Source organism: Cellulosimicrobium cellulans (assembly GCF_024124905.1).
GTDB classification, from domain to species: Bacteria; Actinomycetota; Actinomycetes; order Actinomycetales; family Cellulomonadaceae; genus Cellulosimicrobium; species Cellulosimicrobium cellulans_G.
The window spans coordinates 452,075-465,607 of the sequence record NZ_JAMXST010000001.1 but is presented as its reverse complement, the minus strand read 5'-3'; the positions used below and the strand labels follow the sequence as shown (position 1 = coordinate 465,607).

Below are 13,533 nucleotides of genomic sequence, written 5' to 3'. Positions count from 1 at the left end.
TCCGCCGGGTACGCTCGGCCTCGTGACGAGCGATGCGAGCGCGCGCCCCGCACGGGGCGCGGTGGGCGGCCCGACCTCCACGGACGAGGCGGGCGAGTTCCTCTCGCTCCTGCACGCGGCGCTCCGGAGCGTGCGCCGTGAGGCGAGCGAGCGCGCCGAGCCCGCCGGGACGACCCCCGGCCAGTACCGGATGCTGCGCTTCCTCGCCCGCTGCGACGAGCCCTGTCGGCTCGGCGCGGTCGCGTCCGCGCTGGACGTCGCGCCCCGGTCGGTGACGTCCAAGGTGGACGACGCCGAACGGGCCGGGCTCGTCCGGCGCACCCCCGACCCGCACGACCGGAGGGCGACGCTCGTCGCGCTCACCCCGCGGGGGCGGGAGGTCGTCGCGCAGGTGGGAGCGGAGCGGTCGTCGAGCGCCGGGACGCTCCTCGCGCGCCTCGACGCCGCCGAGCGCGCCGAGCTCCTGCGGCTCCTGCGCGCCGTCGCGGGCGAGCGACCGGACGGTGCGCACGCCGACCACCGGTCGGAGGGCGGCTCGGGAGAGCCGTCGGGCGCGCACGGCTGAGCCGCTCCGCGTGGTCGACCGTCCCGGCGCGAGGACGCCCACCGGCTGGCAGGATGGGGCGCATGTTTCGCATCGGCCTGACCGGAGGAATCGCGGCGGGGAAGTCCGTCGCGCTCGCACGCTTCGCCGAGCTCGGCGCCGTCGTCGTGGACTACGACGCGCTCTCGCGCGACGCGGTGGCGCCCGGGACGGTCGGCCTCGACGAGGTCGTCGAGGCGTTCGGGCCGGACGTCCTGGACGACGACGGCGCGCTCGACCGGGCCGCGCTCGGTCGGGTCGTGTTCGGCGACGCCGCCGCGCGCGAGCGTCTCAACGCGATCGTCCACCCGGAGGTGCGTCGGCTCGCGGCCGAGCGCGAGGCGGCCGCCGGCGCGGCCGACCCCCGGGCCGTCGTCGTGCACGACATCCCGCTCCTCGTCGAGACGGGTGACCCCGCCCGGTTCCACTGCGTCGTGGTCGTGCACACGCCCGTAGACGTGCGGGTGAGCCGGCTCGTCGAGGGACGCGGGCTGACCGAGGACGAGGCCCTCGCCCGCGTCGCCGCCCAGGCCGACGACGCGTCGCGCCTCGCCGCGGCGGACGTGACCCTCGACGGGTCCGGCTCCCCGGAGGCGCTGCGCGTGCAGGTCGACGAGCTGTGGGCACGCGTGCGCGCGGAGGTCGACGCCGAGGTCCAGGCCGAGATCGAGGAGCACGAGGCGTGACGGTCGTCGTCAGCGGGTTCGAGCCGTTCGACGGTGCCCTCGAGAACCCGTCGTGGGAGACCGCGGCGCGGCTCGCCGAGCGCGGGGAGGCGCTCGTCGGCGACCGGGTCGTCGCCGTCCGGCTGCCGGTGACGTTCGCCGGAGCGTGGCCGGTGCTCGACGCCGCGATCCGCGAGCACGACCCCGAGGTCGTCGTGGCGCTCGGCCTGGCGGGAGGTGCGTCGGGCGTGCGCCTCGAACGGGTCGCGGTCAACGTGCGCGACGCCCGGATCCCCGACAACGCGGGCGCGCAGCCCGTCGACCTGCCCGTCGCCGAGGGCGGGCCGGTCGGGTACTGGTCGACGCTCCCGCTCAAGGCGTCGCTCGCGGCGATCCGCGCGACGGGTGTTCCGGTGGCGGTGTCGAGCACCGCGGGGACCTATGTGTGCAACGACGTCTTCTACGCCCTCATGCATCACTGGGGTGCCGGGCCGGGTCGGCGCGCCGGCTTCGTCCACGTCCCCGGGGCCGACGTCGTCCCGATCGCGGACCAGGTCGCGGCCGTGGCCGCCGTCGTGCGGCACGCGCTCCTCGGTAGTCCCGAGCCGGCCCTCGCGGCCGGTTCGGAGAGCTGAGCCGAGCGCGGGGACGCCGAGGGCCCGGCAGGTCTCGCCTGCCGGGCCCTCGGTGCGTGCTCGTGGTCGAGGCGTCAGCTCGTCGCGCGCCGACGTGCCACGACGAGGATCGTCGCGCCCCCGGCGAGCAGCAGCGCAGCGACGACGGCCAGCACGACGACCGACGCGCCCGTCGTGGCGAGGCCGCTCTCGGGCGAGTCGTCGCCCTTCTCGGCGGACGCAGGGGTCGCGTCCGGGCTGGCGGCCGGGGTCTCGGCGGCCGGGGTCGCCTCCACCGTGGGCTCGCCCGGCTCCTCCGTGGACGGGGTCTCCTCGGTCGTCGGCGGCGTGGTCACGCCCTCGCCCGGGTTCGGGCCTTCCGGCGACGGCTCGGGCTCGGGCTCCTCGACGAACGGCGTCGACTCGCACGGGCCGGCGAACGGGTAGTTGTGGTGCTCGATCCCGGCGCCACCGGTGTAGGAGACGGCGCCGTTCGACAGGATGCGCCCGTTGGTCGAGGTCGCCAGCGTGAGGGTCGCGTCCGTGCGCGGGACGACGATCGTTCCGGGGAACTGGTCGTTCGTGCCGAGCGTCACCCGGGTCGCGTCCGGGAAGCTCCACAGGAAGTGCGCCGACAGGTGCTGGGCGGTCTGGTAGACGCGCACGCCGCCGTACTCGACGTGCTGCAGCCGCGACACGTCCACGGAGGTGCCGGTGACGGTGAGGAGCACCGGCCCCGTCCCGGTGACGTACAGCGCGGTGAGAGTCGATGCCTGGTCGGCCGTGAGCGTGTACCGCGCTCCGGCCTCGACCGTCAGCACCCCGCCCTCGGGCGCGGCGGCGACGGCGCCGTCGGCGGCGTCGGCCGCGATGCCCGTGACGAGCCCGGGGAGCGCGACGTAGGGACGCAGCGCAACGTCGCGGCCCACGCCCTGCGTGACCGTGCCCGGACGGCCGGGCGCGTTGCGGCTCTCGGTGCTCGGGGTCGCGCCGGTGATCTTCCCGCCGACGACGACGTTGCCACCGCTCGAGGCGTGGAAGCCGACCTGGGTGTTCGTCGCGGTCGCGAGGTCGCCGCCGACGACGAGCATGTCGGTCCCGCCGGCCGGGGTGATCGCCGAGCCGCCGCCCCCTGCGGTCCCGACGTTGAGGCTCCCGGCTCCGGAGAGGTCGGCGTCCCCGCCCACGACGACGCGGCCCTCGAGCTCGGTCGCGGTCGTGACGGTGAGCCCGCCGCCCGCCCAGATACCGACGCCCGCGTCCTCCACGGCGGTGAGCTCGTAGACGTCGACCGGTCGCGTGGACGGGTCCGCGGTGCAGACGTCGTCGGCGGTGACCTCCGGCGTGGTGGCCAGCGGCGCGGCGGTCGCCGGCGCGGCGAGGCCGACGGTCGTCAGGGCGAGGGCGGTGAGTGCGAGCAGGGGGATTCCGCGGGGGCGCGCGGGGTGAAGGCGCATGGTGTCGGCTCCAGGTCGAGGGTTCGCTAGCGGCGCTGACTTACTGCGCACGGACTCCGCCGCCCGTGGTCCGTGCTGTCGTGCTGCTCCACGGGCGTCGGGGAGCGCGGCAGGGTCGAGGCGACCCTAGAGGTTGCGAATGACACCTTCCAAATTACGTCGGGGTGATTTCCCGGAACGACTCCTCCAGGGGGCGCCGACCGCGCACGGAGGGGTCCGTGTGGGTGGGTCGACGTACCGTGGAGGCATGCGTCCCGTGACCGATCTCCAGCGTGCGACCACCCCGTTCGAGGTCATCTCCGAGTACCAGCCGTCGGGCGACCAGCCCACGGCGATCGCTGACCTCGCGCAGCGCATCCGCGCGGGGGAGAAGGACGTCGTGCTCCTCGGCGCCACCGGCACGGGCAAGTCGGCGACGACGGCGTGGCTCATCGAGGAGCTGCAGCGCCCGACGCTGGTCATGGCGCCGAACAAGACGCTCGCCGCGCAGCTCGCGACGGAGTTCCGGGAGCTGCTGCCGCACAACGCGGTCGAGTACTTCGTCTCGTACTACGACTACTACCAGCCCGAGGCGTACATCGCGCAGACGGACACCTACATCGAGAAGGACTCGTCCATCAACGACGAGGTCGAGCGGCTGCGGCACTCCGCCACGAGCTCCCTGCTCACCCGTCGCGACGTCGTCGTGGTCGCCTCCGTGTCGTGCATCTACGGTCTCGGCACGCCGCAGGAGTACGTCGACCGGATGGTCCGGCTCGACGTCGGCATGCAGGTCGAGCGCGACGACCTGCTGCGGCAGTTCGTGACGATGCAGTACACGCGCAACGACATGGCGTTCACGCGCGGCACGTTCCGGGTGCGCGGTGACACGGTCGAGATCATCCCGGTGTACGAGGAGCTCGCGGTCCGCATCGAGTTCTTCGGCGACGAGATCGAGAGCATCCAGACCCTGCACCCGCTCACGGGCGACGTGATCCGGTCCGAGCCGAGCATCCACGTGTTCCCGGCCACGCACTACGTCGCCGGGCCGGAGCGCATGGAGCGCGCGATCTCCTCGATCGAGGCCGAGCTCGCCGAGCGGCTCGACGAGCTCGAGCGGCAGAACAAGCTGCTCGAGGCACAGCGGCTGCGCATGCGTACCACCTACGACATCGAGATGATGCGCCAGATCGGCACCGCGTCCGGGATCGAGAACTACTCGCGGCACATCGACGGCCGCGAGGCAGGCTCGGCGCCGAACACGCTGCTCGACTACTTCCCGGAGGACTTCCTCCTCGTCATCGACGAGTCGCACGTGACCGTGCCGCAGATCGGCGCCATGTTCGAGGGCGACATGTCGCGCAAGCGCAGCCTCGTCGACCACGGGTTCCGGCTGCCGAGCGCGATGGACAACCGGCCGCTGCGCTGGGAGGAGTTCGTCGAGCGCATCGGCCAGACCGTGTACCTGTCGGCGACGCCCGGCGACTACGAGCTCTCGATGGCCGACGGCGTCGTCGAGCAGATCATCCGGCCGACCGGCCTGGTCGACCCGGAGGTGCTCGTCAAGCCCACCACGGGGCAGATCGACGACCTGCTGCACGAGATCCGCGAGCGGGTCGAGCGGAACGAGCGCGTCCTCGTCACGACGCTCACCAAGAAGATGGCGGAGGACCTCACGGACTACCTGCTCGAGAAGGACGTGCGGGTCCGGTACCTGCACTCGGAGGTCGACACGCTGCGGCGCGTGGAGCTCCTGCGCGAGCTGCGCCTCGGCGAGTACGACGTCCTCGTCGGCATCAACCTGCTGCGCGAGGGCCTCGACCTGCCCGAGGTGTCGCTCGTCGCGATCCTCGACGCCGACAAGGAGGGCTTCCTGCGGTCGCCCAAGTCGCTCATCCAGACGATCGGCCGCGCGGCCCGCAACGTCTCGGGCCAGGTGCACATGTACGCGGACAAGATCACGCCGGCGATGGCGGCGGCGATCGAGGAGACCGAGCGGCGCCGCGAGCGGCAGATCGCGTACAACACGGAGCACGGGGTCGATCCGACGCCGCTGCGCAAGCGGATCTCCGACGTGACCGACATGCTCGCGCGCGAGGACGTCGACACGGCCGAGCTGCTCGCGGGCGGGTACCGACAGCCGGGCAAGGGCGCGAAGGGCAGGGCGCCGGTGCCGGGAGCGCCCAAGGAGGGCGCGTCGTCGGGCAACCGGCTCGCCGGCGCGGCGGCGAGCGACCTCGCCGAGCTCATCCAGGAGCTCAGCGACCAGATGCACGCGGCCGCGGGCGAGCTGCAGTTCGAGCTCGCCGCCCGGCTGCGCGACGAGATCTCGGGGCTCAAGAAGGAGCTGCGGCAGATGCAGGCCGCGACGGCCTGACGCGGAGGCCCGGACGGTCGTCGGGCGCGCTCTGCCTCCAGCGACCTGCCCGGGACCGAGCGGTCGGCCGGGGCCGAGGAACATCTCGCCCGCGCGTCAGGTTGTCCCGTGCAGAGGGGCGATGGCCTATGCTGGCTCCTCGTTGAAGGGGAGTATTCCTCCGCGGTGATGTCGTCATCACGGCCGGCGCAGTCGTCGGCCCGGTGTCACCGGTCCCACTACCACCAGCCCGCGTCCCGTGCGGGTGCGGGTGGCGGTGCGTGGCGGAAGAGACCTTCGGTACACAGTGCTCCCCACGTACCGGAGGAATCTTCATGGATGTGCCCGTCTGGGTCTGGCTCGTCACCGTCGGCGTGATCCTCGCGATGCTCGCCGTCGACTACGTGGGGCACGTGCGCACGCCCCACGCCCCGAGCCTGCGCGAGGCCACGTGGTGGTCCGCGGGCTACGTCGCCGTCGCGGTGGCCTTCGGCGGCATCGTCTGGGCCGTCTGGGGCTCGACGTACGGCGGCGAGTACTTCGCCGGCTACATCACCGAGAAGAGCCTGTCGGTCGACAACCTCTTCGTGTTCGTCCTCATCATGACGAGCTTCCGCGTCCCGCGGCTCTACCAGCAGAAGGTGCTGCTCATCGGCATCACGATCGCGCTGGTCCTGCGGACGATCTTCATCTTCCTCGGCGCGGCCCTCATCGAGAACTTCAGCTGGGTCTTCTACGTCTTCGGCGCGTTCCTGCTGTACACCGCGTGGACGCAGGTCAAGGCCGGCTCCGGCCACGACGAGGAGTTCCACGAGAACGGCGCGCTGCGGCTGACCCGCCGCCTGTTCCCGACGACGGAGACGTACGTCGAGGACAAGATGACGACGAGGATCGACGGGAAGCGCTACATCACCCCGATGCTCATCGTGATGATCGCGATCGGCAGCGCGGACCTGCTCTTCGCGGTCGACTCGATCCCCGCGATCTTCGGCCTCACGCAGGAGACCTTCCTCGTGTTCGCCGCCAACGCGTTCTCGCTGCTCGGCCTGCGCCAGCTCTACTTCCTCATCGACGGCCTCCTCGACCGCCTCGTCTACCTCGCGTACGGCCTCGCGGCGATCCTCGGCTTCATCGGCGTCAAGCTGCTCATCCACGCGCTGCACAAGAACGAGGTGCCGTTCATCAACGGCGGTGAGCACATCACCGCCGTCCCGGAGATCTCGACGGCGCTGTCGCTCGGGTTCATCGTCGTCGTGCTCACGATCACCACGGTCGCGAGCCTCGCCAAGGACCGCGCCGACCGTCGGCGCTCCGTCGAGAGCTCGGAGGGCTCACGCTGATGGTTCACGAGCTTCCCGTCTGGTTCGAGTGGGCGTCGCTCTCGGCGCTCGCGGTGCTGCTCCTCGTCGACCTGTTCGTCGTGGGGCGCCGCCCGCACGTCCCCTCGATGCGCGAGAGCGCGCTGTGGGTCGGCTTCTACGTCGCGCTCGCCCTCGTCTTCGGGGCGATCGTGGGCGCGGTCGGCGGGGCGGCACCGGCCGGGGAGTTCTACGCGGGCTGGCTCACGGAGTACAGCCTCTCCGTGGACAACCTCTTCGTGTTCGTCATCATCATGGCGAGGTTCGCGGTCCCGCGGGACCAGCAGCAGCGCGTGCTGATGGTCGGCATCATCGTCGCGCTCGTCCTGCGCGGGGCGTTCATCCTCGCGGGTGCGGCGATCATCGCCCAGTTCGTGTGGGTGTTCTACCTGTTCGGCGCGTTCCTCATCTACACGGCCGTCAAGCTCGTGGCCGGCGGGGACGAGCCCGAGGAGTACCACGAGAACCGCGCCGTCCGGACCCTGCGGCGGGTCCTGCCGCTGGGCACGCAGTACGACGGCGGCCGGCTGCGCACGGTCGAGGACGGCAAGCGGGTCTTCACGCCGCTGGTCATCGTGTTCCTCGCGATCGGCAGCACCGACCTGCTCTTCGCGTTCGACTCGATCCCCGCGATCTTCGGGCTCACCCAGGACCCGTTCATCGTCTTCACGACGAACGTCTTCGCGCTGATGGGCCTGCGCCAGCTCTACTTCCTCCTGGGCGGCCTGCTCGAGCGCCTCGTCTACCTGCCGATCGGTCTGGCGGTGATCCTCGGGTTCATCGGCGTGAAGCTGATCCTCGAGGCGCTGCACGAGAACACGCTGCCGTTCATCAACGGCGGGGAGCACCTCGACGCCGTCCCGACGGTCCCGATCTGGCTGTCGCTGGTCGTGATCATCGGCGCGCTCGCCGTCACGACGGTCGCGAGCCTCCTGCGCACGCGGGCGCTGCACGCCCAGGACGACTCCGAGGTGGCCGCGACGCGCGGCGCTGCCGCCGTCGTGGAGGACGCGGTCCAGGAGCCCGAGGGGGAGTCGGTGGACGGGGGCGCGCCGGTCGGCGAGACACCGCCATGGGGCACGGGCCCGCAGGACGGCACCGGGCGATAGCGCGTGCCCGACGAGCCGCGGAGCGAGACGGTGCCGGCCCGGACCGACGGGTCCCGCGCTGCCCGCCTGGCCCGGCACGCGGCGGTCAGCACGGCGCTGTCGCTGCACAGCGACCGCCGGCTCCGCGAGCTCGTGGACGCCGCCCCGCGGGTCGGTGCGGGCATCGGCGGCGAGACGTCGTCGCTCGACGTCGACGGCATTCCGGTGTTCGTCAAGCGGGTGCGCCTGAGCGACCTCGAGCGCCGGGCGGACAACGTCCGCTCCACGGCGAACCTGTTCGACCTCCCCACCTACTGCCACTACGGGGTCGGCACCATCGGCGCCCCGGGCTTCGGTGCCTGGCGGGAGCTGGCCGTGCACGTCATGACGACGGGCTGGGTGATCGCGGGGGAGCACGAGGGCTTTCCCCTGATGCACCACTGGCGAGTGCTGCCCGACGGGGGCCGGCCCCTGCCCGACGAGCTGGCCGACGTCGAGCGCGCCGTCGAGTACTGGGGCGGCGGCACGGCGGTGCGCCGCCGGATCGAGGCCCTGCGGGACTCCTCGGCGAGCATCGTGCTGTTCCTGGAACACGTCCCGCAGACGCTGCACGACTGGCTCGGCGTCCAGGTCGGGGCCGGCGGCGAGACCGCCGAGCGGGCCTGTGCGCTCGTGGAGGACGGGCTGCGCGACGGGATCGCGTTCATGAGGTCACGTGGCCTGCTGCACTTCGACGCGCACTTCGAGAACGTCCTGACCGACGGCGAGCGGCTCTACTTCGCCGACTTCGGCCTCGCCATCTCCTCGGGTTTCGACCTCTCGCCCGACGAGGTCGACTTCGTCGCCGCGCACCAGGACTACGACGACTGCTACGGCGTCACGCACCTGGTGAGCTGGCTGTCCGTCGCCCTGTTCGGGTGCGGGCCCGAGGAGCGCCGTGCGCTGGTGCGCTCCTGGGCTCAGGGCAGCCCGCCGACCGACGTCTCGGCGGGGGTCGCCGCGACGCTGGTGCGACACGCCCCGGTCGCGGCGGTGGTGGGGGACTTCTACCGCGCGTTCCAGCGGGAGAGCCGTGCGACGCCGTACCCCTGGGAGGCGGTCGACCGGCTCGGTCGCGCCGACCGCGGGCCCGGCCGGGCCGGCGCTCGGTAGACCGACCCCGAAGACGGCTCGCCGTCACGCAGGCGGGATCGCTCCGGGCGGGCCGTGCCTCGTCAGGCGCGGTCGGCCCAGTCGCCGATGACCGGGGCCCACGGGCGCACCGTGCGTTCGGCGACGAGGCCGGCGCGTCCGAACGGGTCCTCGTCGAGGACCGCGGCGACGGCGTCGGGCGTCTCTCCGTCGAGGACGAGCAGCGCCCCGGCGGGAGCTCCCTCGTGCGCGGGCAGCGGGCCGGACGCCAGGAGCGTGCCCCGGGCGTAGAGGTCGCCCAGGAACGCGCGGTGCTCCGGACGCAGGGCGTCGAGCTCGGGGGCGCGGTCGGCGTAGACGTAGGTGACGGCGTGGATCGGCATGCCGTGAGTGAACCAGACCCGCCCGACGGCGCGCGGTCGGGGTCCGCGCCTCGGTCGTCACCGCGGTGGCGACCCGGGCTGGTCAGCCCTCCGCTACCAGCCGCGCTCGCGCCACTCGTCCAGGTGCGGTCGCTCGGCGCCGAGGGTCGTGTCCGCGCCGTGGCCGGGGTAGACCCACGTCGCGTCGTCGTACCGGTCGAAGACGCGCTCCGTGACGTCCGCGAAGAGCCGCTCGAAGCGCGCGGGTTCGTGCCCCGTGCTCCCGACCCCGCCCGGGAACAGCGAGTCGCCCGTGAACAGGTGCACCCGGCCCGCGACGGCCTCCGGCGCGCGCACCTCGGCGGGCTCGCGATAGGCGAGCGCGACCGACCCCGGCGTGTGGCCCCGCAGCGCGACGACCTCGAGCACGACGTCCCCGGCGCGGACGAGGTCCCCGTGGCGGAGGCGCCGCACCACGTGCACGTCGGCGGCCTCCGCGACGGCGTCGGCGTCGGGACCACCGACGGCCGTCGTCGCCCCCGTGACGGCGACGATCGACGCGAGGGCGCGCAGGTGGTCCAGGTGGCGGTGCGTCGTGACGACGACGTCGAGGCGCGCGGTCGGTGACCCCTCGCGGACGAGCGCGAGGACGTCGTCGGGCGCGTCGGCCGCGTCGATCAGGACCTGGGCGCCCGTGCGCCGGCACGTGAGGAGGTAGACGTCGTTGGCGAGCGGCCCGACGGCGAGCTTGCGGATCTCGACCTCGTCGAGACGGCGCACGTCGGCGGGCCCGCCCACCACGACCTGTCCCGTGTACGTCATGCGGTCAGTCTGCCTCGCCCGCCGGGCGCGGGCGGGCCACGGTGAGCGTTCGTCGGAGGACGCGCGAAGGTGACGTCGAACACCTGTGCGAATGTGGGTGGTCGGTCGTACGATGCTGCGGTGAGCAATCGCCTCGTCATCTCCGGTGCCCGCGAGCACAACCTCCGCAACGTCGACCTCGACCTCCCGCGGGACAAGCTCATCGTCTTCACGGGGCTCTCCGGCTCGGGCAAGTCCTCGCTCGCGTTCGACACCATCTTCGCGGAGGGGCAGCGCCGTTACGTCGAGTCGCTGTCCGCGTACGCGCGCCAGTTCCTCGGGCAGATGGACAAGCCCGACGTCGACTTCATCGAGGGCCTGTCGCCCGCGGTGTCGATCGACCAGAAGTCCACGAACCGCAACCCGCGCTCGACCGTCGGCACGATCACCGAGGTCTACGACTACCTCCGCCTGCTCTTCTCGCGCGCCGGGACGCAGCACTGCCCCGTGTGCGGCGAGCGCGTGACCGCGCAGACCCCGCAGCAGATCGTGGACCGGCTCCTCGAGCTGCCGGAGGGCACGCGGTACCAGGTGCTCGCGCCGGTGGTGCGCGGGCGCAAGGGCGAGTACTCCGAGCTCTTCAAGGAGCTCCAGACCAAGGGCTTCGCGCGCGCCCGCGTCGACGGCGAGGTACGCACGCTCACCGACGTCCCGGCGCTCGAGAAGAAGCTCAAGCACGACATCGAGGTCGTCGTCGACCGCCTCGTGGCACGCGAGGGCGTGCAGCGCCGGCTCACCGACTCGGTCGAGACCGCGCTCGGGCTCGCGGGCGGGCTCGTCGTCGTCGAGCTCGTCGACGCCGACGCGGACGACCCGGCGCGCGAGCGCCGCTTCTCCGAGAAGCGCGCGTGCCCCAACGACCACGAGCTCGCGCTGGACGAGATCGAGCCGCGCACGTTCTCCTTCAACGCGCCCTACGGCGCGTGCCCCGAGTGCACGGGCATCGGCTTCCGCCTCGAGGTCGACCCCGACCTCGTGGTGCCGGACGTCGAGAAGTCGCTGAGCGAGGGCGCGGTCGCGCCGTGGGCGCAGATCTCCTCGGAGTACTTCGAGCGGGTGCTCACGGCGCTCGCGGACGACCTCGGGTTCTCCATGGACACGCCGTGGCGGGCGCTGCCCGAGCGCGCGAAGAAGGCGGTCCTGCACGGGCAGAACCACCAGGTCCACGTCCGGTACAAGAACCGCTGGGGCCGCGAGCGGCAGTACTCGACCGGGTTCGAGGGCGTCATCACGTTCCTCGAGCGCCGGCACACCGAGACCGAGTCGGACTGGTCCAAGGAGAAGTACGAGGCCTTCATGCGCGAGGTCCCGTGCCCGGTGTGCCGGGGTGCGCGCCTCAAGCCCGAGGTCCTCGCCGTCAAGGTCGGCGGCAAGTCGATCTGGGACGTGTGCCGTCTCCCGCTGCGCGAGGCCGCGGCGTTCCTCGGCTCGCTCGAGCTCGGCGCGCGCGAGCGCGCCATCGCGACGGAGGTCCTCAAGGAGATCGACGCGCGCCTCGGGTTCCTGCTCGACGTCGGCCTCGACTACCTCTCGCTCGAGCGACCGGCCGCGACGCTCTCCGGCGGCGAGGCGCAGCGCATCCGGCTCGCGACGCAGATCGGCTCGGGCCTGGTCGGCGTCCTCTACGTCCTCGACGAGCCGAGCATCGGCCTGCACCAGCGCGACAACCGCCGGCTCATCGAGACCCTCACGCGCCTGCGCGACCTCGGGAACACGCTCATCGTCGTCGAGCACGACGAGGACACCATCCGGACCGCGGACTGGGTCGTCGACATCGGCCCGGGCGCGGGCGAGCACGGCGGACGCGTCGTGCACTCGGGCGACTACGCCGGTCTGCTGGAGGCGCCGGAGTCGGTCACGGGCGCCTACCTCGCGGGCCGTCGCAGCATCCCGCTCCCGGCCGAGCGTCGCCCGACCGACCCGGGCCGTCAGGTCACGGTCGTGGGCGCGCGCGAGCACAACCTCACGGGCATCGACGTGAGCTTCCCGCTCGGGACGCTCACCGCCGTGACGGGGGTGTCGGGGTCGGGCAAGTCGACGCTCGTGAACTCGATCCTCTACACGGTCCTCGCCAACGAGCTCAACGGCGCGCGTCAGGTCGCGGGCCGGCACACGCGCGTCACGGGCCTGGACCACCTCGACAAGGTCGTGCACGTGGACCAGGGGCCGATCGGGCGCACGCCGCGGTCGAACCCGGCGACGTACACGGGGGTATGGGACCACGTGCGCAAGCTCTTCGCGGAGACCACCGAGGCCAAGGTGCGCGGGTACACGCCGGGCCGCTTCTCCTTCAACGTCAAGGGCGGCCGCTGCGAGGCGTGCTCGGGCGACGGCACGCTGAAGATCGAGATGAACTTCCTCCCGGACGTCTACGTGCCGTGCGAGGTCTGCCACGGCGCGCGCTACAACCGCGAGACGCTCGAGGTGCACTTCAAGGGCAAGACGGTGGCCGACGTCCTCGACATGCCGATCGAGGAGGCGTCGGAGTTCTTCGCGGCCGTCCCGGCGATCTCGCGGCACCTCAAGACGCTCGTCGAGGTCGGCCTCGGGTACGTCCGCCTCGGGCAGCCCGCCCCGACGCTCTCGGGTGGCGAGGCGCAGCGCGTGAAGCTCGCGAGCGAGCTGCAGAAGCGCTCGACCGGGCGCACGATCTACGTGCTCGACGAGCCGACGACGGGCCTGCACTTCGAGGACATCCGCAAGCTGCTCGGCGTGCTGCAGTCGCTCGTCGACAAGGGCAACAGCGTCCTCGTCATCGAGCACAACCTCGACGTCATCAAGAGCGCCGACTGGGTCGTCGACATGGGCCCGGAGGGTGGTTCGGGGGGCGGCAAGGTCGTGGCGCAGGGCACGCCCGAGCAGGTCGCGCGCGTCGAGGCGAGCCACACCGGCCGCTTCCTCGCGGAGATCCTCGACCAGCACGACCCCGTGCCGGTCGGTGCGCCGACGAAGCCCGGTGCGGCGCCGGCGCCCGCCGCGAAGGGAGCCAAGGGTCGTTCGGCCAAGGCCCGCCGGGCGACCGACGAGGGCACGACCCGCCCGCGCCGCAAGGCGTCCGCGGCCTAGCCGAGAGCCGACG

General features: G+C 72.6%; 11 protein-coding genes. 8 read left to right on the top strand and 3 right to left on the bottom strand.

Translation table 11 applies throughout. From position 1 onward, the window contains the following. Positions 1 to 22: 22 nt before the first annotated feature. From NHH00_RS02190 to NHH00_RS02180, 3 genes are all read left to right on the top strand, one after another. Positions 23 to 565 (top strand): MarR family winged helix-turn-helix transcriptional regulator, encoded by a 543-nt coding sequence (locus tag NHH00_RS02190; RefSeq protein ID WP_253049688.1) that lies wholly within the window; start codon positions 23 to 25, stop codon positions 563 to 565. A gap of 62 nt (positions 566 to 627) precedes the next feature. Then, positions 628 to 1,269 (top strand): dephospho-CoA kinase, encoded by a 642-nt coding sequence (gene coaE / locus NHH00_RS02185; RefSeq protein WP_253049686.1) that lies wholly within the window; start codon positions 628 to 630, stop codon positions 1,267 to 1,269. Continuing rightward, entirely contained in the window at positions 1,266 to 1,883 is a 618-nt protein-coding gene (locus tag NHH00_RS02180; RefSeq protein ID WP_253049684.1) for a pyroglutamyl-peptidase I, read from the top strand. The genes coaE and NHH00_RS02180 overlap by 4 nt, the downstream gene beginning before the upstream one ends. A gap of 74 nt (positions 1,884 to 1,957) precedes the next feature. Here NHH00_RS02180 and NHH00_RS02175 read toward each other — a convergent pair whose 3' ends face one another. Continuing rightward, positions 1,958 to 3,319: a choice-of-anchor A family protein gene (locus NHH00_RS02175; RefSeq protein WP_253049682.1), complete on the bottom strand. Its 1,362-nt coding sequence runs from the start codon at positions 3,317 to 3,319 to the stop codon at positions 1,958 to 1,960. Between the two features lie 247 nt (positions 3,320 to 3,566). On the opposite strand from NHH00_RS02175, the gene uvrB reads away from it, so the two are divergent. The 4 genes from uvrB to NHH00_RS02155 all read left to right on the top strand — a co-directional run bounded on the left by uvrB (position 3,567) and on the right by NHH00_RS02155 (position 9,252). Continuing rightward, entirely contained in the window at positions 3,567 to 5,675 is a 2,109-nt protein-coding gene (gene uvrB, locus NHH00_RS02170; RefSeq protein WP_253049680.1) for an excinuclease ABC subunit UvrB, read from the top strand. Positions 5,676 to 5,989: 314 nt separating this feature from the next. Further along, positions 5,990 to 6,994, top strand: coding sequence for a TerC family protein (locus tag NHH00_RS02165; protein WP_253049678.1), 1,005 nt, complete (start codon positions 5,990 to 5,992; stop codon positions 6,992 to 6,994). Then, positions 6,994 to 8,121 carry a TerC family protein gene (locus NHH00_RS02160; protein ID WP_253049676.1) on the top strand — a complete coding sequence of 376 codons (1,128 nt, stop codon included), beginning with the start codon at positions 6,994 to 6,996 and terminating at the stop codon, positions 8,119 to 8,121. Before NHH00_RS02165 ends, NHH00_RS02160 begins: the two co-directional genes overlap by 1 nt. A gap of 3 nt (positions 8,122 to 8,124) precedes the next feature. Beyond that, positions 8,125 to 9,252: a protein kinase family protein gene (locus tag NHH00_RS02155; protein ID WP_253049674.1), complete on the top strand. Its 1,128-nt coding sequence runs from the start codon at positions 8,125 to 8,127 to the stop codon at positions 9,250 to 9,252. Positions 9,253 to 9,314: 62 nt separating this feature from the next. On the opposite strand, the gene NHH00_RS02150 is transcribed toward NHH00_RS02155, so the two are convergent. Further along, a complete protein-coding gene (locus NHH00_RS02150; protein WP_053370964.1) occupies positions 9,315 to 9,614 on the bottom strand; it encodes a YciI family protein in 300 nt (99 codons plus the stop codon). Positions 9,615 to 9,707: 93 nt separating this feature from the next. Continuing rightward, complete coding sequence (locus NHH00_RS02145) at positions 9,708 to 10,415, bottom strand: MBL fold metallo-hydrolase (RefSeq protein ID WP_253049672.1); 708 nt, start codon at positions 10,413 to 10,415, stop codon at positions 9,708 to 9,710. A gap of 120 nt (positions 10,416 to 10,535) precedes the next feature. On the opposite strand from NHH00_RS02145, the gene uvrA reads away from it, so the two are divergent. Then, positions 10,536 to 13,520: an excinuclease ABC subunit UvrA gene (gene uvrA / locus NHH00_RS02140; RefSeq protein WP_253049670.1), complete on the top strand. Its 2,985-nt coding sequence runs from the start codon at positions 10,536 to 10,538 to the stop codon at positions 13,518 to 13,520. The last annotated feature ends 13 nt before the right edge of the window (positions 13,521 to 13,533 follow it).